The sequence below is a fragment of the Microbispora sp. CA-135349 genome (genome assembly GCF_050947365.1).
In the GTDB taxonomy this organism is placed as follows: Bacteria; Actinomycetota; Actinomycetes; order Streptosporangiales; family Streptosporangiaceae; genus Microbispora.
The window spans coordinates 1167337-1188888 of the sequence record NZ_CP192001.1; the positions used below are offsets into that span (position 1 = coordinate 1167337).

Sequence of the window (21552 nt, forward strand, 5' to 3'; positions counted from 1 at the left end):
TAGGACTAGCGATGACCACCCCGCCACCTGGGCAGTACCCGCCGGGCCAGCCGTACGGCATGCCTCTCGGGCCCGGCGGGCAGGGCTACCCGCAGCCGGTTTACGGCCAGCCGGTCTTCCAGCCGGTGATGCTGCCGCATATGCAGCCCGTGCAACCGCCGCAGGAACCGGAGGAGAAGCCTCCCGGCGACGGCGCGCAGGCCATCCGGCGGCTACTGATCACGGCCGCCGTCGTGGGCCTGGTCATCATGGTCGTGGGCGTCGTGATCATATGGAACAACCCCGACGAGTACGCCGCCGCGCCGACCCGTCAGTCGCTGAAGCTCGCGGCTCCACAGAACGGGCTCGCCCCCACCGTGGGGCCCGGTGGCGCCGGGCAGCCGCTGACGCAGGCGGTCGCCGACGCGCCGCCGCCGGTCCCGAAGATCCCGGCCGCCCCCGCGATGCAGCCGTCCACGCCCAAGCGTCTGGTCATTCCCAAGCTCGGCATCAACGCCCCGATCAAGTCGGTCGGTCTCGACCGCGCCGGCGCGATCCAGACGCCCCCGATCGGCAATCCGAACCTGGTCGGCTGGTATCGCGGCGGCCCGACGGCGGGTGAGGCGGGCCCGGCGGTCATGCTCGGTCACAAGGACACCACCTCGCGCAGCGCCGTCTTCGCCCGCCTGCACGAACTGGAGTACGGCGACAAGATCGAGGTGTACCGCCTCGACGGGACCGTGGCCATCTTCACCGTGGGCGGGATCGAGCAGGCCGACAAGCAGACGTTCCCCACCAACCGGGTGTACGGGCACGCCGACAACGCCGAGCTGCGGCTGATCACCTGCGGCGGCAAATACAACTATTCGACCGGTCACTACTTCGACAACGTCATCGTCTACGCCACGATGACCGGCACGCGTCTGGCGAAGTCGAAGTCCTGAACCGGGGCGACCTCGCCGGAAGGGCTCGTGGTCGGCGACCGTGGAGGCTATGGTCTCTTCGACCGATCATGAGGAGGGCCTGTGGGCTGGTTCTCGAAAGTCCTGCTCCCCGGTCGGCTGCGCACAGGGCCCACGGCGCTGCTGCCCGCCCGGCCGGACCAGAAGACACTGCTGGCGGTCGCACAACTCGCCGATCCCGAGGCGAGGACCGACGGCGACGACATCATCGCGGGCGGATCGCGCATCCAACCGCCCATCGAACTGACCGGAGACATCCTCGCCAAGCTCGGAGTGCCCGGCGAGGACAGGCTCTGGGCCTGCCGGATCGCCGCCGAGGGCCCGCTGCCGGTCGACTTCTTCGACAAGAGCCTGGCCGAGGGCATCGCGTACCGCCTCGGCGGCTGGTCGCTCTGCCAGGGTGAGCCGCTCGATCCGGCGGACGACGGCGGAGACCCGCTGGTCTACCTGCCGGCCGTGCCGGAGCCCGAGGAGATCCTGCTGGCCCTGCGCGGACTACTGGGTCCTGTCGAGGCCGTGGACACGGAACGATGGCCGGAGGGGGAACTCGTCGACGGTGTCGTCCACGTTCCCGTCCGCCGCGGCAGGGTGGCCGACGTCTACGCGGGCGAAGGGCTGGTCCTCACCGTCGAGGAGGGGCACCGCATGCCGCCCGCCGCCCAGGCCCGCTGGCCGTACCTCACGGAGATCGCCATCGCCCGGATCTCGCCGATCGAGCATGCGGAGGAGACGAACGGCGAGGGCGCCGGAAGCACCGAGCACGCGGCGGAGGACCTTCTCGCGGCCGTCGGCGTCACGGACGGCGTCGGCGCGGGCGGGGACATGGGCGGCGTCGGCGCGGGCGGGGACACGGGCGGCGTAGGCGCGGGCGAGGACATGGTGCCCGAGGACGCGACGCGGGTGGAGCTCGTCGGGCGGGCGGCCATCGCGGTGACGCTGGCCAACGCGCTCCGCGGGATCGCGGCCGACAGCCGGGGGTTCCAGATCGTCGAGCCCGCCGACGTGCTGCCCGGAGGTTACGCCTGAGCCCTGTCCCCGAAGCACGTCCCCGAAGCGCGTCCCCGAGCGCGCCCATATCGCGGCCTGCCCCGACGAACGTTCTGAGGTAACCTCTCACTAACCGAACATTGCTCGGTTTTCTATGGAGGCACTGTGGCAGAGGCGTACATCGTCGGGGCGGTCCGCACACCGGTCGGCAAGAAGAAGGGCGGGCTCTCCGCGGTCCATCCGGTCGACCTGGCCGCCCACACTCTCTCCGCGCTCGTGGAGCGCACCGGCGTCGACCCCGCCGCGGTGGACGACGTGATCATGGGCTGCGTCATGCAGTTCGGCCCGCAGTCCATGGACATCGCGCGCAACGCCTGGCTCAGCGCGGGCCTCCCGGAGACCGTGGCCGGAGTCACGATCGACCGGCAGTGCGGCTCGTCGCAGCAGGCCATTCACTTCGCCGCCCAGGGAGTGTTGTCGGGCACGCAGGACCTGGTGGTGGCGGCCGGCGTCGAGTCGATGTCCATCGTCCCGATGGGGGCGAGCATCACGGCGGCCCTGGAGAAGGGCATGCCGTTCCCGTTCGGCGACAAGTGGGTCGAGCGGTACGGCAAGCAGGAGATCTCCCAGTTCCGCGGCGCGGAGCTGATGTGCGAGAAGTGGGGCCTGGAGCGCGACGAACTGGAGCGCTTCGCCTACGAGAGCCACCAGCGGGCCGCCAAGGCAATCGCGAACGGCCACTTCAAGGACCAGATCGCCCCGGTCAACGGCGTCGAGGACGACGAGGGTCCCCGGCCGGACACCACACTGGAGAAGATGGCCGAGCTGAAGACCCTGCGCGAGGGCGGCCGGATCACCGCGGCCACCTCCTCGCAGATCTCCGACGGCTCCGGCGCGCTGCTCATCGCCTCGGAGCAGGCGGTGCGCGATCACGGGCTGACCCCGCGCGCCAGGATCGTCACGCTGACGCTCGTCGGTGACGACCCCGTCTACATGCTGACGGCGCCGATCCCGGCCACCCGCAAGGCCCTGGACAAAGCGGGCCTCTCGATCGAGGACATCGACGTCGTCGAGATCAACGAGGCCTTCGCCCCGGTGCCACTCGCCTGGCTCAAGGAGATCGGGGCCGATCCGGCCCGGACCAACCCCAACGGCGGCGCCATCGCGCTGGGACACCCGCTCGGCGGCACCGGCGCGATCCTCATGACCAAGCTGCTGCACGAGCTGGAGCGCACCGGCGGGCGGTACGGCCTGCAGACGATGTGCGAGGGCGGCGGCCAGGCCAACGTCACGATCATCGAGCGCCTCTGACGCTCCTGTGAAGGGCACCCCGGTTGCTTCGGGGTGCCCTTCTGCTTGCTCGGCTGTGTACGAGCCCGAGACCCGGCCCTTGTGGGCATGCTGGGTTACCTTGAGTCGTGACTCGTGGAAATCCGGGGTGGAGGGGGCGGGATGAGCGTCGCCTATGATGACCGAGAGCACTCCTATCACCACGGTCCGTACGCGGTCGCCGATCACCGGCAGGTACGAGAAGCCCAGCGAACACGCCAAAGCGGGGATAGCCCAATATTGGGTGGTGGACCTGGAGCCCAAGCCGAACATCACGGTCTGGACTCTGGCGCCCGGTCACGGGGTCTACCGGCGGGTCGATCGTGTCTTCGCCGGGAACCTGCTGGAGGTGCGCGCTCCGGTCGAGCTCGCCATCGATCCGGCGGCGCTCCTTTCGGTCTGAGCCGAGATCTCGTCAGGTCTCGTCACCCCGGACGGACAGGACGGCAGGAATGGAAGCCGAAAGGGCACCCCGGCACGTGCCGGGGTGCCCTTTCTGTCGCGAAGCCGGCTTACTTGGCTCTCGGGAGCCGCCGCGGCTGCCGTACCGGCCGCATGGGCGGGGCCGGGATCTGCCGCGGCGGCGGTGGGAACGAACGCTGGGGCTGCGGCGTGCGCGGGTTCTGCCGCTTGCCGCCCTTGCCGGACGCGCGAGTAGGCATATGGGATCTCCTTGTACGTCGGGAACGCGGCACCGAGGTGCCGTCACTCAGCTGCCGCGTCGAATGGACAGGTCCGGAACGCTGAGCGGATCAGCGGCTCAGAGGCTGATCAGCGGTCGCCGTACAGAATCCACATGCGGGTGACAGTAACAAGCCGCCGCATCGCGGGACAAAGGGTTTTCGCTCCGCCAGAGGCGACCAAGCCGCTTCCAAGCGGCGCACCAGACTGCGACAAGTGGGTTCCTGTGTACTCAAACGCGTCAGAGAGACGTTCCCTGCATAGGAGATACCAGTGAAGTCACTCAAGCGCGCCGCGGCCGTGCTCGCCACCACCGCCGTCGCGGTCACCACGTTCGGCGTCCTGTCCGCCCCGGCGCACGCCCAGAAGCCCGGCGACGGCTGGTACCGCTGCTGGATCTCGGACCAGGGCTGGATGTGGTGCTACGACGTGTGAGCCTGACCGGCCTCACGGCACGGCCCCGTCCCCGCCCGGGGACGGGGCCGTGTGGCGCTCAGCCGATGCGCCGGTGGACGTCCTCGAACATCGACGGCCCGGTGCGCTGCTGGGCGATCCACGGGCCCTCCAGCGACGGGTCGACGACGCCGTCCTCCAGGAACGTGTACCGCCCGTCGAGCACCCGCTTGGCCAGCCGTACGTCCATGGCGTCGGTGTTGTCCCACAGCCGGTCGAACAGCGCCTCGGCCCGCTGCCGGGCCTGGTGACAGAAGGTGTCCGCCAGCTCGTACGGCTTGCGCCCGAACTCGGCCGAGTCCTCCTGGGCGCGCACGCAGACCGCGGTGATGGCGAACAGTTCGGCGCCGATGTCCACGATCCGCGACAGGAAGCCCTGCTTGTGCTCCAGCCGCGCCTGCCAGCGGGACATGCCGTAGAACGTCGACCTGGCGAGCTTGCGGCTGGTCCGCTCGACATACCGCAGGTGCTGGGCCAGCGGGCCGAACTCGGCGTACGACGTGGGCACCTGGCCGGGCCCGGTCACCAGGCTCGGCAGCCACTTGGCGTAGAAGGCGCCGGCCCGGGTGGCCGCGCGCCCCCTGGCCCGCAGGCCGGCCTTCGGATCGACGAGCTCGCCCGCGACCGACAGGTGGGCGTCCACCGCTTCGCGGGCGATGAGCAGGTGCATGATCTCGGTCGAGCCCTCGAAGATGCGGTTGATCCGCATGTCGCGCAGCATCTGCTCGACGGGCACTCCGCGCTCGCCGCGGGCGTGCAGCGACTCGGCGGTCTCGTAGCCGCGCCCGCCTCTCATCTGCACGAGTTCGTCCATCACCCGCCAGGCCATCTCCGAGCCGTACAGCTTGGCCAGCGCGGCCTCGATGCGGATGTCGTTGCGTTCGTCGTCGGCCATCCGGCTGGCGAGGTCCACCACGGACTCCAGCGCATACGTGGTGGCGGCGATGTATGCGACCTTGCGGGCCACCGCCTCGTGCTGGCCGACGGGACGCCCCCACTGAACCCGCTCGCGCCCCCACTCGCGGGCGATCTTCGTCGCCCACTTGGCCGCGCCGACGCAGGTGGCCGGCAGCGAGAGGCGTCCGGTGTTGAGCGTGGTCAGCGCGATCTTCAGGCCCTGGCCCTCACGTCCGATGAGGTTCTCCACCGGCACGCGCACCTGGTGGAAGCGGGTGACGCCGTTCTCGATGCCGCGCAGGCCCATGAACTGGTTGCGGTGCTCGACCGTGATGCCGGGGGAGTCCGCCTCGACCACGAAGGCCGAGATCTTGGTGCCGGTCCTGGCCATCACGACCAGCAGGCCCGCGACCACTCCGTTGGTCGTCCACAGCTTCACGCCATTGATCACGTACGCGTCGCCGTCGCGGACGGCGGTCGTCGACAGCCGTGCGGGGTCGGAGCCGACGTCCGGCTCGGTCAGCAGGAACGCGGAGATCTCGCCACGGGCGCAGCGAGGCAGGAAACGGCGCTTCTGCTCGGGAGTGCCGAACAACCGCAGAGGCTGTGGAACCCCGATGGACTGATGGGCCGACAGCAGCGCGCTGAGCGCGGGGGAACACGACGTCACGAGTTCCAGCGCGCGGCAGTAGTACAGGTGGCTCAGTCCGAGCCCGCCGTACTCCTCTTCGATGGTCATGCCGAACGCGCCGATCGCCGCCAGGCCCTTGACCACGTCGTCCGGGATGACGGCGGTACGCTCGATGAGCGCGGGATCGACCTTCTCCTGCAGGAACGCCCGCAGGGCACGCAGGAAGTCGTCTCCCTTCTTGATCTCCTCTTCGCTCAGGCGGGGGGCGGGGTGCACGAGGTCGAGCCGGAAGTCCCCGAGGAAGAGCTGCCTGCCGAAGCTCGGGCGGGTCCACTCCGTCTCGCGTGCCTGCTCGGCCACCTCCCTGGCCTTGGCGTAATCGGTCGTCATCATCGACCTCCTCGGCGGTGAAACGAGCTGTGCCCCTTAACTACCCGCCAGTAGCCTTTTGCACCGCCGGAAGCGCGATGTGTACGGCGGTGCCACCGCCGGGCGAGGAGTCGATCCGGCACCGCCCGCCGTGCGCCTCCACGATGGCCTTCACGATCGACAGGCCGAGCCCCGCACCGCCGGACAGGTGCTCCTCTCCCCGCTGGAACCGGTCGAAGGCGCGTTCCGCCTGCTCGGGGCTCATCCCCGGCCCGGTGTCGCGCACCTCGATCGTCACCGATTCCGGAGCGGGCAGGAGTCGCACGGTGGCCTTGGTGCCTTCGGGAGTGTGCGCCCGCACGTTGCCGAGCAGGTTGACGAGCACCTGGCGGACACGTGCCTCGTCCACTGTCGCCACCAGGGAGGGCGGGGCCTCCACCGTCACGGGATACGCGGAGTCGACGGCGGCCGAGTCGGCGGCCACCTCGCGCGCCATCTCGGCCAGATCGGTCTCGCTCAGCGCGAGAGCGGCGCCACGGTCGAGCCGGGCGAGTTCCAGCATCTCGCCCACCAGGCGGCCCATGCGGTTGGCCTCGGCCTCGATCCTCCCCATGATCTTCGGCAGGTCCTCGGGAGGGATCGCACCGGCCCGGTACAGCTCCGCGTACCCGGAGATGGTCGACAGCGGGGTGCGCAGCTCGTGGGAGGCGTCGGCGGCGAACCGGCGCACGCGGTCCTCCGACGCCTGGCGGTCCCGGAAGGCGTCGGCGATCCGTTCGAGCATGAGGTTGACCGCTGCGCCCAGCCTGCCGACCTCCGACGGCCCCTCCGGCATCCGGGCCGACAGGTCGCCTCCCTCGGCCACGAGGTGCGCGGTCCGCGCCATCTTGCCGAGAGGCGCCAGACCGCCGGCGATCAGCAGCCGGCCGCCCGCGGCCAGCACCAGCATCAGCACCGCGCCGGTCGCCAGCTCGTAGATCAGCAGGTGACGCACCGGGTCGTCGACCGCGTCCAGGGGCACCGCGATGACCATCAGCCGCAGACCGCTCGGCGACATCGCCGCTGCCGCGATCAGTTCGTGGCCGCCGCTCGGGTCGAGGGCGAAGGTGCGGCCCTGCGCGGCGTACGCCAGCAGCCTGTCCTTGCCCAGCGCCTCGGCCAGTCCGGGGACGGCCGGGGCGTCGTCGGCGTCGCCGCTGACCAGATGCGCGTGCTGCTCACTGAGGTTGTAGACCGCGAGCGCGTAGGTGGAGCCGGTCAGCGCCTGCTCGAGCGGGTCGCCCACGACCACCCGCCGTGCCGCCGTGACGGTCGCCGCCACCACCTGCCCCTCCAGACGCGTACGCAGGTGACCGCGCAGGACGACGACGCTGACGAGGGAGAACACGACGAGCAGGACCGCGCTCACCCCGAGCAGCCCGGCGAGCAGACGCGTCCTGAGCGACATCAGGAAGCCGTCACATGTCCTGGGGCGGCCGCAGCGCGTATCCGATGCCGCGTTGCGTGTGGATCAGCGGCGGTCCGAGCGGGTCGAGCTTGCGGCGCAGGTAGGAGATGTAGGTCTCCAGCACCTGCGAACTTCCGCCGTAGCCCCAGACCTCCTCGAGCAGCCGCCGTTTGGTGAGCACCAGGCCGGCGTTGGCCATCAGGAAGGCCAGCAGGCGGAACTCGGTCGGCGACAGCTCTACCGGGACACCGCCACGCCGCACTTCCCAGCGCGCCTCGTCGAGCTCCAGGTCGGCGACCCGGAGGATCGGCCCGTGCGCCCGTTCGGCCGCCTCAGGCACGGTCGTACGGCGCAGCACGGCGCGGATCCGCGCGACCAGCGCCTCGACCGAGAAGGGTTTGGTGACGTAGTCGTCCCCGCCGAGGGTCAGCCCGCGTACGGTGTCGGCGACCGCGTCGCGGGCGGTGAGGAAGATGACGGGCGGATGCCCGCCTTCGGCGCGAATCCGTCGGCACACCTCGAAGCCATCGATGTCGGGCAGCATGACATCGAGAACGACCAGATCGGGCTGGTTTCTCAGGACCTCGCCGAGCGCCGCGGCGCCCGTGCCCACGGCCGTCACCCGGAAGCCGTGGAATCGGAGGGCGACTTCCACGACGTCCCGGATGTTCGGCTCGTCCTCGACGACGAGGATCCTGGTTTCACTCATGGGGCACCCATTGTGCAGGTAGGAGGACTTTTTCGCACAATTCGGGTCCTCGGCTCCGTCACCTCGTGATCCTCGCGGCCGACGATCGATGACGGGCGATCCGCGCGGGCGCGGAAACGCGGGCCTCCTACTCCGGCACGCTGCTTGTCCGGAAGCCGTGTTGCGCCGGGGAGACCACTATCGCGGAACCCTGGCGACGCAGAACACGGTCTGGCCGAACGGCGGACGGACGAACCGCTCGATGAGCCGGGTCATCGGCACGACGGTCCGATCGTAGATCTTCACGAGCCGGGGGTCGGGGTAGCCCACGCCGCCTCGCCGCACCGCCGCCCACCAGGCGATGCCGCCGAGGAAGTTGATCGGCTTGCACACCTGGACGCCGAGGCCGGCGTCGGTGACCGTCTTGCGCAGCGTGGCGGGGGTGTAGCGGGTGACGTGCCCCACCTTGCGGTCGAAGTCCCCGTAGAGCTGCATGTAACCGGGCACCCAGATGATGATCCGCCCGCCGGGAGCGGTCACCTTGGCCAGCGACCGCAGCGCCTCGGCGTCCTCCTCGATGTGCTCCAGGACGTTCATCATCACGACGGTGTCGACCGGGTCGGCCAGGGGGATCTCGGTCGGCAGGCCGAACTGGAGCACCGACACGTCGTCGCGGTCGGCGAACCTCTTGCGCAGTTGCTCGACGCAGTAGGGGTCGAAGTCGCTCACCACGAGCCTGTCCAGGCGCGGCAGGAACTGCTCGGCGAAATGCCCGAGACCCGAGCCGATCTCCAGCAGCGACCGCCCGACGTGCGGCGCGACCATGTCGAACTCGTATTGCCGGTAGTTCTTGGCCTCGTCGCCGCCGAGGTGGTTCTCCAGAGCCTCGTCCCCGGCCGCCGGCTGGACTACTCGGTCATACCCAGACATAGGATCCTCGATCTGCACGCTGACGGTCGTGGAAAGTGTAGTGCCCGCCCCTCCGGCGGGTGTCCGCTTCGCCACAGGGGCCGCTTTGCGGAAGGGTTCGCGCCGCCTGGCGCCGTGGCTTCCGGGCGTGCCGTTCCACCGCGCGCCCTCGGTGCACCGTGCCCTCAGAGGGGCGTCATGAACGCCCTGTGACGGGCACTGCCTGACGGCATTGTGTGACGGCATTGTGTGACGGGCACTGTGGACGGGGTGCCCGTCCGCTCGTAGGCTTCACCTCCGTCCGCCGTTCCGGCCGACGCCCCGAACGCCCTTCAACGTCCCCCGAAACCCCCTGTATGGACGACGACGAGGCAGTGACCCGTGCCCTGGCCGGTGACCTTGACGCCTACGAGGTGCTGGTCACCCGCTACAGCGCGGTCGCCCACCGTACGGCGAGCCTGCTCGGGGCGGCCGACGAGACGGAGGACGTCGTCCAGGAGGCGTTCGTCAAGGCCTTCCGGCATCTGAAGGGCTTCCGCCGGGGCTCGTCCTTCCGCCCCTGGCTGCTGCGCATCGTGGCCAACGAGACCCACGACCTCACCCGGTCGCGTGGCCGCCGCTCCGACCTCGCCGTACGGCTGGGCCGCGAGCGGGAGCCGTACGGACCGGGGGGACCCGGGGACCCGCAGGACGCGATCATGGACGCCGACGGCAGGACCCGCCTGCTGGAGGCCGTACGCGCGCTGCCCGACAGGGACCGGGAAGCCGTGATCTGCCGGTATTTCCTGCAGTTGTCCGAGGCGGAGACGGCCGAGGTCCTCGGCGTACGGCTCGGCACGGTGAAGTCGCGGACGTTCCGGGCCCTGCGGCGCCTGCGGGAGGAGGTGAGCCGTGAGCACCTCGGATGACGACGATCCGGAGGCCATCGAGGCGCGCCTGCGGGCTCTCGGTGCCGATCTGGCCGTGCCCGCGCCTCCTCCCGCCGACGTGGCGCGCGCCGTACGCGCCCGTCTCGAGGACGCGGCGGAGCCGGTGCGGGACGGCGACGGGAACACCGAGAGCGGGCCGGGCGGTCAGCGGGGTTCACGGCAGGGCTCACGGCAGGGCTCACGGCAGGGCTCACGGCAGGGTTCGCCGGGGCGCGTCCCGCGGTGGTCCCGCCGGCCCGCGGGACGGCGGCCGCGCGTCGCAGCGGCGCCGGTGGCGGTGCTGGTGGCGGTGGCGATGGCCGTGCTGCTCGGGGCCACACCGCAGGGCCGAGCAGCGGTCGCGTCGGTGCTGCGCTTCGCGGGCGTCGAGATCCACGTCGGCGGCGCCGGGCCACTGCCCACGGGGGTGCCGAGCCCGCTGCCGGGCGAGCGCCGGGTGACGCTGGAGGAGGCGCGGCGGACCGCCCGCTTTCCCGTCGCGGTGCCGTCCGCGCTCGGCGAACCGGCCGACGTCCGGCTGGCCGACGGCGGCCGGGTGGTGACGCTGCTGTGGCCGGGTGTCCGGCTCGACGAGTTCGACGGGACGCTCGGCGTCGTCTGGCGCAAGGAACTCGGACAACCGTGGCCCGAGCAGGTGAGCGCCGTCGCCGGCTGGTGGATCCCGCGGCCGCACGGCGTGTCGTACGTGCCCGCGGGCGGCGGCGAGCCGCGCGAGCAGCAGGTGGCAGGGCCGACGCTCATCTGGCAGCACAAGCTCGCCGGGCTGCGGCTGGAGGGACCGGACCGCGCCGAGGCCGTGCGGATCGCCCTCTCGGTCCGCTGAGGCCTCGCCGCGCTGCCGGGATCGTCCGGAGTGCCTCCGGCCTTCGAACCGGGGGGTGGGGCGGGCGTGCTCGCGTAGCGGGCCAGGGAAGCCGCAGGGCAAGCCGATTCGCGGACGTCTCGTCCCGTGGCGCGGCGGCGCGATCATTCGGGGGAGGCGAGCCAGGCGTCGACCTCGCTCAGCAACTCCTTCTTCACCGCGTCGGGCGCCGCCGACGACCGGATCGACTGCCGGGCGAGTTCGGCGATCTCCGCGTCGCCGAAGCCGTACACGTCTCTGGCGAGTTCGTACTGCGGCAGCAGCCTGGCGCCGAACAGCAGCGGGTCGTCGGCGCCGAGGGCGATCGGCACCCCGGCGTCGAACAACCGCCGCAGCGGCACGTCCTCGGGCCGTTCGGCCACCCCGAGGCCCACATTGGACAGCGGGCACACCTCGCAGGTGACCTGCCGGTCGGCCAGCCGCTCCATCAGCCGGGGCGACTCCGCCGCGCGCACGCCGTGGCCGATCCGGTCGGCGCCCAGGTCGTCCAGGCACTCCGCGACGCTCGGCGCGCCCAGCAGCTCGCCGCCGTGCGGCACGGCGAGCAGCCCCGCGCGCCTGGCGATCCTGAAGGCGTGCTCGAACTCCCTCGCGCGGCCGCGCCGCTCGTCGTTGGACAGGCCGAAGCCCACCACGCCCCTGCCCGCGTACCGCGACGCCAGGCGGGCCAGCGTCCTGGCGTCGAGCGTGTGCCGCGTGCGGTTGGCCGCCACGACCACCGCCATGCCGATCCCGGCTTCCCTGGCCGCCTCCTCCGCCGCGTCGAGGACGAGTTCGAGGGTCTCGGTCAGCCCGCCGAACCGCTGGGCGTACCCGGACGGGTCCACCTGGATCTCCAGCCAGCGCGACCCCTCCCGGGCCTCGTCCTCCGCGGCCTCGCGCAGCAGCCGGCGGACGTCCTCGGGCCGGCGCAGCACCGACCGCGCGATGTCGTACAACCGCTGGAACCGGAACCATCCGCGCTCGTCGGTCGCCCGCAGTTTCGGCGGCCAGTCCTCCACCAGCGCGTCGGGAAGATGGACGCCCTGCTCCCGGGCGAGCTCGATCAGCGTCGAATGCCGCATCGAACCGGTGAAGTGCAGGTGCAGATGTGCCTTGGGGAGCGTGTCGAGTGGGCGTGCCATCTCCATATGTTGCCGCATGTCGCTCTCAACCCGATGCAGGGTTGGCGCGTTGGGGAGGGACGAAAGGGGAGCTCATGACCGAAGAAGACGAGGCGGCCTTCGACGAGTTCCTGGCCGCGCGCAGCACCGCCCTCCTGCGTACCGCGATCCTGGTATGCGGCGCCTCGGCGTCCGACGCCGAGGACATGGTCCAGAGCGCTCTGGAGAAGGTCTACCGTCACTGGCCGCGCATCCGCCACGACAACCCCGAGGCGTACGCGCGCCGGGTCGTGGTGAACGGCGCGATCAGCAAGGCCCGGCGGCGCAGGGTGATCCAGGAGATCACCTTCGCCCAGCCGCCGGAGACGCCCGTGGAGTCGCCCGACTTCGGCCTGCGGGACGTGCTGGTCGCCGAACTCAGGAAGCTGCCGGCCCGGATGCGGGCCGTTCTGGTCCTCCGCTACTGGGAGGACATGTCCGAGGCCGAGACCGCGGCGCTGCTGGGCTGCTCGGTCGGGACCGTCAAGAGCCAGGCCGCCCGCGGCCTGGCCCGCGTGCGTGCGCGCATGGAGAGCTTGGAAGGAGCATCCGCATGAACGTGGAAGAGGCGCTGAAGGACGCGATGGCGGCCGAGGTCGCGGGCGCGCACGCCTCGCCGTCCCTCGGCCAGGCCGTACGGCGGCGCAACCGCCGTCACGTCGTCAGGTTCCGTACGGCGGGGGCGGCCGTGCTGACCGCCGCGGTCGCCGTGGGCGTGCCCGTGGCGTTGACGGCCAGGCCCGACACCGCCCTCACCCCGGCCACCGGAGGCGCCGCCACCGGTCCGGCGGTCCCCGCCGCGTCCGGTACGGCCGCCCCCGTCGCGTCCGGGCCCGGCTCCGACGACACGATCGCCGTGCCCGGGAACGTCGTCCCCACCGTGGTCGGCCTCCGGGCCGCGGATGTCAACGCGCTGCTGAAGGCGGCCGGTTACACGGTGAGGATCACGAAGGTCGTCACCGACAAGGCCCCGGCGGGGACGGTCGTCGCCCAGACGCCGGCACCGGGGACGGCCGCTCCGGCCGGGGCGGCGGTCACCGTCATCATCGCCGCGAAGGCCGCCCCGACCCCCGCCAGCACGAGTAGCGAGAACCCGCGGACGCCCCAGGATCTCGGCGACCTGGGGGACGGCCGGACGCTCGGCGGCGTTCACGTCGGCTACCTGCCCGAGGGGCTCGAATGGGGCAAGTGGTCCGGCAAGGACGGGTTCGGTACGAGCAGCTACACCACGAGCTGGGTGGAGCCCGGGCTGGAACCCGGGATGTACAGCATCCAGATCGTGGTCTACCGGAAGGACGCCGCGAAGTCGCTCGAGAAGCGGATGCGGGGCTACGCGGCCCAGGGCGCCGAGCCGGTCGGCGTCGGCGGCGCGAAGGCGTACCTGGTCAGCGTGTCGGAGGGCGCCGACGAGCTCAACGACGGAGGCACCCGGACCATCGTGTGGACCCTCGCTTCCGGCGTCGGGGTCGAGGTCATGATGAGTCCCGACTACGAGGCCAAGCTCGGCGCCGCCGCCGACAGGGAGCTCAAGAAGATCGCCGCCGGAGTCGTCCTCGACAAGTGACCCTCTGATCCGCGCCTCCGCGCCCCCCGGCGGGGCCCGGAGGCGCCGGCCGTACGAACCCGGCTCAGTGGGTCGTCTTTGTACTGGCATCTGGGTAATCTTTGTACTCCTCGCTGGGTGAGATTGGTACTGTGCCTGCGTGAGCCGCGATTCCTACATCCCGCGACTCGTGGATCCGATCATCGACGCCGTCTTCGCGACGCTGCCGGCGATCATGTTGGTCGGACCGCGGGCCACCGGGAAGACCACCACGGCTCAACGACACGTGGAAACGGTGGTACGGCTCGATCGGGACAGCGAGAACGCCGCCTTCCTTGCAGACCCGGACACCGCCCTGCGTGGGCTGAAAGAGCCCGTCTTGCTGGACGAATGGCAGGTCGTCCCCGAAGTGCTCGGGGCGGTCAAGCGAGCGGTGGACGACGACCACCGGCCGGGCCGCTTCATCCTCACCGGCTCCGTGTGGTCGGACTTCGGGGGCCGGACATGGCCCGGCACGGGGCGGGTCGTCCGCATCGACATGATGGGGCTGGCGGTCAAGGAACTCGCGCGCAACAGCGGGAGACCTCCTTTCGCCGACCTCCTCGCTCAGGGGCGGGTGGAGGAACTCGCCGTAGCGGCGCAGCCCCCGAACCTGGCCGACTACATCGGCCTGGCGTTGCGCAGCGGCTTTCCCGAGGCTCAGCGGATGCCCGATCCGGTGAGGATGCGGTGGCTGGACAGCTACATCGAGCAGACCCTCACTCGGGACATCGAGACCCTGGACGGACGGCGCGATCCCGTCCGCCTCCGGGCCTACCTGGAGGCGCTGGCTTTCAACACCGCGGGCGTGGTCACGGACAAGACGCTCTACGACGCGGCGGGCGTGAACGCCCGCACGGGAGAGGCGTACGAGCGCCTCCTTCGTGATCTGCTCATCGTGGACAAGGTGCCCGCCTGGTTCAGCAACCGGCTGAAGCGGCTGATCCGCGGGCCCAAGCGGTATCTCGCCGACCCGGCCCTGGTCGCCGCCCTGCTGAGGGTGGACGGACAGGCGGTCCTCCGTGACGGCGATCTGATCGGCCGGCTGCTGGACACCTTCGTGGTCCAGCAGCTACGTGCGGAGGCACCGGTGTGCGACAGCAGGCCCCGCGTCTATCACCTGCGTCAGGACCAGGGACGGCACGAGGTCGACATCGTCCTGGAGCTCGGCATGGGACGAGTGATCGGCATCGAGGTCAAGGCCGCGGCCACCCCACGCCACGACGACGCGAAGCACCTCCGGTGGTTGCGGGACGAGCTGGGGGACCGTTTCGTCGCCGGTGTCGTCCTGCACACCGGCCCGCGGGTCCACGAGATGGACGAGAAGATCGTGGCCGCTCCCATCTGCGTCCTCTGGTCCTGAACGCACACGGCCGGCGGTGATGAGCGGAGGGCAACCTTCCGCGGCGGCCGAGCGTACGTGTGGGCATGAGACTGGATGAAGGCGCGTGAGACCTCCGGACGGGTTCGCCGAGTTCGTGGCGGCCCGTGGCAGGAGCCTGCTCCGCACAGCCCATCTCACCTGCGGCCCTTCAGACGACGCCGAAGACGTGCTGCAGGCGGCGCTGGAGCGGGCCTGCCGTAACTGGCACAGGGTGCACAAGGACGCCGACCCGGAACCGTACGTGCGGCGGATCATCGTCAACCTCGCGATCAGCCGGGCGAGGCGGCGTGCCCTGCTGCGGATCATCCCGACCCACACGCCGCCGGAGACGCCCGCACCGGCCGCCGACGTCGAGTTGCGTCAGGTGCTCATGGACGGCCTGCGGGCCCTGCCCCCGCGCCAGCGGGCCGTGGTCGTTCTCCGGTTCTGGGAGGACATGACGGAGGCGCAGACCGCGAAGGTGCTCGGGTGCTCGGTGGGGACCGTCAAAAGCCAGACCGCCAAGGCCCTCGTACGGCTGCGCCGGCTGCTGGGTGCGGAGGTGATCGACGATGTCAGAGCTTGAGAGCGTGCTGCGCCGGGCCATGGCGGACGACACGGCGGGCCTGGCGATCGCGCCGGACCTGGTCGACCGGGTCGTGCGCCGCTCGGTCCGCAGACGCCGCACGCGCCTGCGGCTGCTGGCCGTCGTCGCCGCGGTCCTGGTCGTGGCCGGAGCGGTGCCCGCCTACGTCGCGCTCGTCCCCCGGCACCAGGTCACCGCCGGCGAGACGCTCGCCGAGATCGACGGTGTCGAGGTCGGCTACCTTCCGGAGGGGTTCGGCGGCCCTCCCGAGCGGATCAGGGTGAAGGCCGGCCCGCTGGCCGGCGAGGCGTTGCGATGGAAGGGCGACGGCGGGTTCGTCCAGGTCGGCGTCTACCGGACCGGGCGGAGCCTGGAGGACGCCCTCGACCTCCTCGCCCTGAACCTGGGGCCGGTGGCGAGCGAGCCGGTGAAGAAGACCGGCCCGGTCGTCTTCACCGCCACGGACGAGATGTGGGTGCCGGAGCCGGGCCTCGCGCTCCGGGTCACGACGTCCGCCTCTCTGGAGAGCGAGCTCGGCAGGATCGCCGAGGGGCTGCGCGTCGTCCGGAACCGCGACGTCGGCGGCATGCGGGTGACGTATGTGCCATCCGGGCTGCGCTCCACAGGCGAGGCGATTATCAATTTCGGCGGCATCGCCCGCTCATGGACGAACGGCACGAACGACACGCAGGGCGTGACGGTGGAGGTCGTGCACGGCCGCGAGGCGCTCGACCTGGACAGCCTGCGCCAGGTCCCCTGGCCGACGAACGAGGAGCTGTTCGACGTGCGGCGCGTCTCGGTCGGGCCGGCCGCGGCTCTGCAGGGGTCCGTCGCGTCAGCAGGCCGCCGCGTCGACAGGGGCCGCATGCTGCTCTGGGTCGTACGGCCCGGCGTGGGTGTGCGCATCTGGGCGACGACCCCGCTGGCCGGCGAGCTGCGGAGGATCGCCGAAGGCGTCGAGGAGGTGGCCGCGGACGCCGCCGTCTCCGTGGACGGCATCGGCCTCCCCGCGAGCCTCGGGGAGCCGTCGGGCGGCGACAGCGCGATGGGCCACGAATGGTCGGGCATCACCCGGTTCTGGGGCGGCAGGCCGGGCGAGGGCCCGTACGTCGCCGTGTCCGTCTACCGCGGACTGGAGGTGGAGGTCGACGGCTGGCTCCGGCAGATCTCCTCCGCGACGCCGCGGGGCGCGTCCGTGGGCGATGTCAACGGCACTCTGCTGACCTGGAAGGAAAGGCCGCGTGACGGCGCGGGGCCGTTGGCCGGCCGGAACTTCCTGTGGCACCCCGAGGTCGGCCTCGTCCTCGCGGTGACCGTCGTCGCCGGCCCGGACGACTCGGCGCGGGCCGTGGACGACCTGGCGGACCTGGTCCGTAATCTGCGGGTGCCCTGAACGAGTCCCCGTAGCTCAGGAAGCGACGATCGGGAGAGGCCCGGCACACGTGCGAAGGGCCCGGGCGCGTTACCACGCCCGGGCCCTTCTACGCCCCTCGGCGCACCTCGAATCCCGGTGCGCGTGATTCACCGCCGTTCTCGGTGAGCGGCGGTGAGCAGCGGTTCTCAGTGGGACTCGGCCAGCAGCTTGGCCACCCGGCTGACGCCCTCGACCAGGTCGTCGTCGCCCAGCGCGTACGACAGGCGGAAGTAGCCGGGGGTGCCGAACGCCTCGCCGGGCACCAGCGCGACCTCGGCCTCCTCCAAGATGAGCTCGGCCAGCTCGGCCGAGGTCTGCGGGCGCCTGCCGCGGATCTCCTTGCCCAGCAGCGCCTTGACCGACGGGTACGCGTAGAACGCGCCGAACGGCTCGGGGCAGACCACGCCGGGAATCTCGTTGAGCATCCGGACCATGGTCTGGCGGCGCCGGTCGAACGCCGCGCGCATCTCGGCGACGGCCGACAGGTCGCCGGAGACGGCCGCGAGCGCGGCGGCCTGGGCGACGTTGGAGACGTTCGAGGTGGCGTGGGACTGCAGGTTCGTCGCCGCCTTGACCACGTCGGACGGACCGATCAGCCAGCCCACCCGCCAGCCGGTCATCGCGTACGTCTTGGCCACGCCGTTCAGCACGACGACCCGGTCGCGCAGTTCGGGGACGGCGGTGGCGATGCTGGAGAACTCCGCCTCGCCGTAGACCAGGTGCTCGTAGATCTCATCGGTCACGACCCACAGGCCCTTGTCCAGCGCCCAACGGCCGATCTCCTCGACCTGGGCGGGGGAGTAGACGGCCCCCGTCGGGTTGGACGGCGAGACGAACAGCAGCACCTTGGTGCGGTCGGTCAGCTTCTCCTCCAGCTGCTCCACCGAGGCCAGGTAGCCGGTCGTCTCGTCGGTGACCACGTCGACCTGGACGCCGCCCGCGAGCTTGATCGCCTCCGGGTACGTCGTCCAGTACGGCGCGACGACCAGGACCTCGTCACCGGGGTCGAGCAGGGTGGCGAACGCCTCGTAGACCGCCTGCTTCCCGCCGTTCGTCACCAGGACCTGGGCGGCCTCGACCTGGAACCCGCTGTCGCGCAACGTCTTGTCGGCGATCGCCTGCTTGAGCTCGGGCAGGCCGCCGGCGGGCGTGTACTTGTGGAACCTGGGGTTCCGGCACGCCTCGATGGCCGCCTCGACGATGTAGCCGGGCGTGGGAAAGTCGGGCTCGCCGGCGCCGAAGCCGATGACCGGGCGACCGGCCGCCTTCATCGCCTTGGCCTTGGCGTCCACGGCCAGAGTCGCGGACTCGGAGATCGCGGAAATACGTGCGGAGATGCGAGGTCGGGTCATGCCTCCATCGTTCCAGACGCGCCACGCGGTTTCGTCTCCATATCCAGGATGCGGACGGGTTCGCACGGTAGCTTTAGACCGCACAGGAACGGCACCCGGGCCGCCTCCGGGCGGTGCGGCGACCATGTGGTTCGACGGAGTGGTGAATCCCGCGTACACTTCACCGACTAGTGGGCCACGTGAACACCGCGACGGACGCTTCCACGCGTTTCTCGGGTATCGTGGTGCACGGCTTAGGGCACTAGCGCAATTGGTAGCGCACCGGTCTCCAAAACCGGCGGTTGGGGGTTCGAGTCCCTCGTGCCCTGCGGAGTGCGGTCCGCGCAACAATGGCGTGAAAGCGCGCCGCAACTGCGACGGACACGACGGATCAGGTGAGGACTGTGGCGATTGACACCCGCGGCGAGACCGCTGGCAAGCCAGGCAAGCCGACCAGTGACAAGAAGGCAAAGCGCACCTCGCCCGCTCTGTTCTATCGGCAGGTCGTCGCCGAGCTGCGCAAGGTCATCTGGCCCCGGCGCAACGACCTGATCTCGTACACGGTGGTTGTCCTGGTCTTCGTCGTGATCATGGTTGGGCTCGTGTTCGGGATCGATACGCTGCTGGGTAAGGCTGTGCTCTGGCTCTTCGGCGGATCCTGATCCCGCCCAAGACGTCGCAGCACGTCAAGACACCAAGCGAAGAAGGAAGAGTCCCGTGTCCGAGTCCCCGATGCCGGCCGACCGCTCCCATGACGAGCATGACGAGTGGGGCACCGAGCAGGACGAGGCCGTAGCAGAGGTCGAGGAGACCACGGCCGCCGACTCAGACGGCGGTGACGGCGGCGAAGACTCGGCCGAGGCCGCCGCGCAGGTCGACGAGGACGGTGACGTTCTCCCGGACGTCGACCCGGTCGAGGAGTTCAAGCGCCAGCTTCGCGGTCAGTTCGGCGAGTGGTACGTCATCCACTCGTACGCCGGTTACGAGAACCGCGTGAAGCAGAACATCGAGAGCCGTATCGGGTCCCTCAACATGGAGGACTTCATCTTCCAGGTCGAGGTGCCGACCCACACGATCACGGAGTTCAAGGGCGGTAAGAAGACTCCGATCAAGGAGCGCGTGCTTCCCGGTTACGTTCTGGTCCGGATGGACCTGACCGACGAGTCCTGGGCCGCGGTGCGCAACACGCCCGGCGTGACCGGCTTCGTCGGCCTGTCCAACAAGCCGAGTCCGCTGAACCTCGACGAGGTCGCCAAGCTGCTCGCCCCGGAGCCCGCCGAGGAAGTCAAGAAGGCCACGGCCAAGACGACCACCGCGACCGTCGACTTCGAGGTCGGCGAGTCCGTCACGGTCATGGACGGGCCGTTCGCCACGCTGCCGGCCACGGTCAGCGAGATCAGCGCCGAGTCGCAGAAGCTCAAGGTCCTCGTCTCGATCTTCGGCCGAGAGACCCCGGTCGAGCTGTCGTTCAACCAGGTCTCGAAGATCTGACCGTCTCCCGTAGACTCGATAGCCGTCCTCACGCACGCCCTTCTTCGGCGTGCCTGTGAGGCTTTTGTAGGACAAAGGACCCGGAGAAGGACAGATGCCTCCAAAGAAGAAAGTCGCGGCCCTGGTGAAGGTCCAGCTTCCCGCTGGACAGGCCACCCCCGCGCCGCCGGTCGGTACCGCGCTCGGTCCGCACGGCGTCAACATCATGGACTTCGTCAAGCAGTACAACGCGGCGACGGAGGCCCAGCGGGGCAACATCATCCCCGTTGAGATCACCATCTTCGAAGACCGCACCTTCACCTTCGTCACGAAGACGCCGCCGGCGCCCGAGCTGATCAAGAAGGCCGCCGGTCTGCAGAAGGGCAGCGCGAACCCGCACAAGGACAAGGTGGGCAAGCTGACCCGCGAGCAGCTTCGCCAGATCGCCGAGACCAAGATGCAGGACCTCAACGCCAACGACGTCGAGGCCGCGGAGAAGATCATCGCCGGCACCGCCCGCTCCATGGGCATCACCATCGCCGACTGACTCTCAGCCTCAGCAAACGCAGTGGGAGGGCCGAAGCGCAGGCCCGGACCACGATCTCCACGAGGAGCACGAAGTGAAGCGCAGCAAGAACTGGAAGAACGCGGCGGCCGAGGTCGACCGCGCGGCCCTGTACGCCCCGCTCGAGGGCGTGCGGCTGGCCAAGAAGACCGCGACCACGAAGTTCGACGCGACCGTCGAGGTCGCCCTGCGGCTGGGCGTCGACCCGCGCAAGGCCGACCAGATGGTCCGCGGCACCGTCAACCTCCCGCACGGCACCGGCAAGACCGCCCGGGTCCTGGTCTTCGCGACCGGTGACCGTGCCGAGGAGGCCCGCGCGGCGGGCGCCGACATCGTCGGCTCCGACGACCTGATCGACGAGGTGTCCAAGGGCCGCCTCGACTTCGACGCGGTCGTCGCCACCCCGGACATGATGGGCAAGGTCGGTCGTCTGGGCCGCGTGCTCGGCCCCCGCGGCCTCATGCCGAACCCGAAGACCGGCACCGTCACGCCCGACGTGACCAAGGCCGTCACCGACATCAAGGGCGGCAAGATCGAGTTCCGGGTCGACCGGCACGCGAACCTGCACTTCATCATCGGCAAGGCGTCCTTCGACGACCGCCAGCTCGTGGAGAACTACGCCGCGGCGCTGGACGAGGTGCTGCGTCTCAAGCCGTCGGCGGCCAAGGGCCGTTACCTCAAGAAGGTCACCTTCACCACGTCCATGGGCCCGGGCATCCCGGTCGACCCGAACGTGACGCGGGCGATGACCGCCGAGATCGACGCCTGAGCCGTCGCTCCGGCCGGCAGACCGACGGAAGCCCCCGCCCTTTCCCGGGCGGGGGCTTCCGCGCGTCCAGGGCGGATCACACGGCCTTCCCGCGTCAGCCGCCGGACAGCGGCACGCCCATGGGCACAGACGCCGCTGTCCGTGCACGCGCACCTGCCGAACCGCTAGCGATGTGGAGGGATTGTGCAGGGCTGATGGGGGTTTGCC

22 protein-coding genes and 1 tRNA gene are annotated in these 21552 nt (G+C 70.6%); 17 read left to right on the top strand and 6 right to left on the bottom strand.

The window, feature by feature from the left end:
* The first annotated feature begins 11 nt into the window (after positions 1-11).
* The 5 genes from ACQPZZ_RS05860 to ACQPZZ_RS05880 all read left to right on the top strand — a co-directional run bounded on the left by ACQPZZ_RS05860 (position 12) and on the right by ACQPZZ_RS05880 (position 4373).
* A complete protein-coding gene (locus ACQPZZ_RS05860) occupies positions 12-923 on the top strand; it encodes a class F sortase (RefSeq protein WP_432929664.1) in 912 nt (303 codons plus the stop codon).
* A gap of 81 nt (positions 924-1004) precedes the next feature.
* Entirely contained in the window at positions 1005-1967 is a 963-nt protein-coding gene (locus tag ACQPZZ_RS05865; RefSeq protein WP_432929666.1) for a hypothetical protein, read from the top strand.
* A gap of 126 nt (positions 1968-2093) precedes the next feature.
* Positions 2094-3239: an acetyl-CoA C-acetyltransferase gene (locus ACQPZZ_RS05870; RefSeq protein ID WP_432929668.1), complete on the top strand. Its 1146-nt coding sequence runs from the start codon at positions 2094-2096 to the stop codon at positions 3237-3239.
* A gap of 154 nt (positions 3240-3393) precedes the next feature.
* A complete protein-coding gene (locus ACQPZZ_RS05875) occupies positions 3394-3660 on the top strand; it encodes a hypothetical protein (protein ID WP_432929670.1) in 267 nt (88 codons plus the stop codon).
* Between the two features lie 551 nt (positions 3661-4211).
* Entirely contained in the window at positions 4212-4373 is a 162-nt protein-coding gene (locus ACQPZZ_RS05880; RefSeq protein ID WP_363641492.1) for a hypothetical protein, read from the top strand.
* A gap of 58 nt (positions 4374-4431) precedes the next feature.
* Here ACQPZZ_RS05880 and ACQPZZ_RS05885 read toward each other — a convergent pair whose 3' ends face one another.
* The 4 genes from ACQPZZ_RS05885 to ACQPZZ_RS05900 all read right to left on the bottom strand — a co-directional run bounded on the left by ACQPZZ_RS05885 (position 4432) and on the right by ACQPZZ_RS05900 (position 9353).
* Positions 4432-6309 (bottom strand): acyl-CoA dehydrogenase family protein, encoded by a 1878-nt coding sequence (locus ACQPZZ_RS05885; RefSeq protein WP_432929673.1) that lies wholly within the window; start codon positions 6307-6309, stop codon positions 4432-4434.
* Positions 6310-6349: 40 nt separating this feature from the next.
* A complete protein-coding gene (locus ACQPZZ_RS05890; protein WP_432929675.1) occupies positions 6350-7735 on the bottom strand; it encodes a sensor histidine kinase in 1386 nt (461 codons plus the stop codon).
* A 10-nt stretch (positions 7736-7745) separates the two neighbouring features.
* On the bottom strand, positions 7746-8444 hold the full coding sequence (locus ACQPZZ_RS05895) for a response regulator transcription factor (protein ID WP_363641489.1): 699 nt from the start codon (positions 8442-8444) through the stop codon (positions 7746-7748).
* 177 nt (positions 8445-8621) lie between these two features.
* A complete protein-coding gene (locus ACQPZZ_RS05900; RefSeq protein ID WP_432929678.1) occupies positions 8622-9353 on the bottom strand; it encodes a class I SAM-dependent methyltransferase in 732 nt (243 codons plus the stop codon).
* A gap of 335 nt (positions 9354-9688) precedes the next feature.
* On the opposite strand from ACQPZZ_RS05900, the gene ACQPZZ_RS05905 reads away from it, so the two are divergent.
* Together ACQPZZ_RS05905 and ACQPZZ_RS05910 are read left to right on the top strand one after the other, a co-directional pair.
* Positions 9689-10240, top strand: a complete 552-nt coding sequence (locus ACQPZZ_RS05905; protein ID WP_432929680.1) for an RNA polymerase sigma factor — start codon at positions 9689-9691, stop codon at positions 10238-10240.
* Positions 10224-11084, top strand: coding sequence for a hypothetical protein (locus tag ACQPZZ_RS05910; RefSeq protein ID WP_432929682.1), 861 nt, complete (start codon positions 10224-10226; stop codon positions 11082-11084). Before ACQPZZ_RS05905 ends, ACQPZZ_RS05910 begins: the two co-directional genes overlap by 17 nt.
* Before the next feature lie 143 nt (positions 11085-11227).
* Here the strand turns inward: ACQPZZ_RS05910 and ACQPZZ_RS05915 are convergent, their stop codons facing one another.
* Positions 11228-12247 (bottom strand): adenosine deaminase, encoded by a 1020-nt coding sequence (locus tag ACQPZZ_RS05915; protein ID WP_432929684.1) that lies wholly within the window; start codon positions 12245-12247, stop codon positions 11228-11230.
* Between the two features lie 74 nt (positions 12248-12321).
* Between ACQPZZ_RS05915 and ACQPZZ_RS05920 the strand changes: the two genes are divergently transcribed.
* The 5 genes from ACQPZZ_RS05920 to ACQPZZ_RS05940 all read left to right on the top strand — a co-directional run bounded on the left by ACQPZZ_RS05920 (position 12322) and on the right by ACQPZZ_RS05940 (position 17189).
* A complete protein-coding gene (locus ACQPZZ_RS05920; RefSeq protein ID WP_363641479.1) occupies positions 12322-12822 on the top strand; it encodes a SigE family RNA polymerase sigma factor in 501 nt (166 codons plus the stop codon).
* Entirely contained in the window at positions 12819-13829 is a 1011-nt protein-coding gene (locus ACQPZZ_RS05925; RefSeq protein WP_432929686.1) for a PASTA domain-containing protein, read from the top strand. The genes ACQPZZ_RS05920 and ACQPZZ_RS05925 overlap by 4 nt, the downstream gene beginning before the upstream one ends.
* Before the next feature lie 139 nt (positions 13830-13968).
* Positions 13969-15210, top strand: a complete 1242-nt coding sequence (locus ACQPZZ_RS05930) for an ATP-binding protein (RefSeq protein ID WP_432929688.1) — start codon at positions 13969-13971, stop codon at positions 15208-15210.
* Between the two features lie 85 nt (positions 15211-15295).
* Complete coding sequence (locus ACQPZZ_RS05935) at positions 15296-15796, top strand: SigE family RNA polymerase sigma factor (RefSeq protein ID WP_363641473.1); 501 nt, start codon at positions 15296-15298, stop codon at positions 15794-15796.
* A complete protein-coding gene (locus ACQPZZ_RS05940; protein ID WP_432929690.1) occupies positions 15783-17189 on the top strand; it encodes a hypothetical protein in 1407 nt (468 codons plus the stop codon). Before ACQPZZ_RS05935 ends, ACQPZZ_RS05940 begins: the two co-directional genes overlap by 14 nt.
* Before the next feature lie 167 nt (positions 17190-17356).
* On the opposite strand, the gene ACQPZZ_RS05945 is transcribed toward ACQPZZ_RS05940, so the two are convergent.
* Entirely contained in the window at positions 17357-18562 is a 1206-nt protein-coding gene (locus ACQPZZ_RS05945; protein ID WP_363641469.1) for a pyridoxal phosphate-dependent aminotransferase, read from the bottom strand.
* A 235-nt stretch (positions 18563-18797) separates the two neighbouring features.
* Between ACQPZZ_RS05945 and ACQPZZ_RS05950 the strand changes: the two genes are divergently transcribed.
* The 5 genes from ACQPZZ_RS05950 to rplA all read left to right on the top strand — a co-directional run bounded on the left by ACQPZZ_RS05950 (position 18798) and on the right by rplA (position 21345).
* Positions 18798-18870: transfer RNA gene (locus ACQPZZ_RS05950), tRNA-Trp, on the top strand.
* A 75-nt stretch (positions 18871-18945) separates the two neighbouring features.
* Positions 18946-19203 (top strand): preprotein translocase subunit SecE, encoded by a 258-nt coding sequence (gene secE / locus ACQPZZ_RS05955; protein ID WP_432929693.1) that lies wholly within the window; start codon positions 18946-18948, stop codon positions 19201-19203.
* A 55-nt stretch (positions 19204-19258) separates the two neighbouring features.
* A complete protein-coding gene (nusG, locus tag ACQPZZ_RS05960; protein WP_363641465.1) occupies positions 19259-20032 on the top strand; it encodes a transcription termination/antitermination protein NusG in 774 nt (257 codons plus the stop codon).
* A 94-nt stretch (positions 20033-20126) separates the two neighbouring features.
* Positions 20127-20558 carry a 50S ribosomal protein L11 gene (gene rplK, locus ACQPZZ_RS05965; protein ID WP_193207638.1) on the top strand — a complete coding sequence of 144 codons (432 nt, stop codon included), beginning with the start codon at positions 20127-20129 and terminating at the stop codon, positions 20556-20558.
* A 73-nt stretch (positions 20559-20631) separates the two neighbouring features.
* Positions 20632-21345, top strand: coding sequence for a 50S ribosomal protein L1 (gene rplA, locus ACQPZZ_RS05970; RefSeq protein WP_363641463.1), 714 nt, complete (start codon positions 20632-20634; stop codon positions 21343-21345).
* Positions 21346-21552 lie beyond the last annotated feature (207 nt).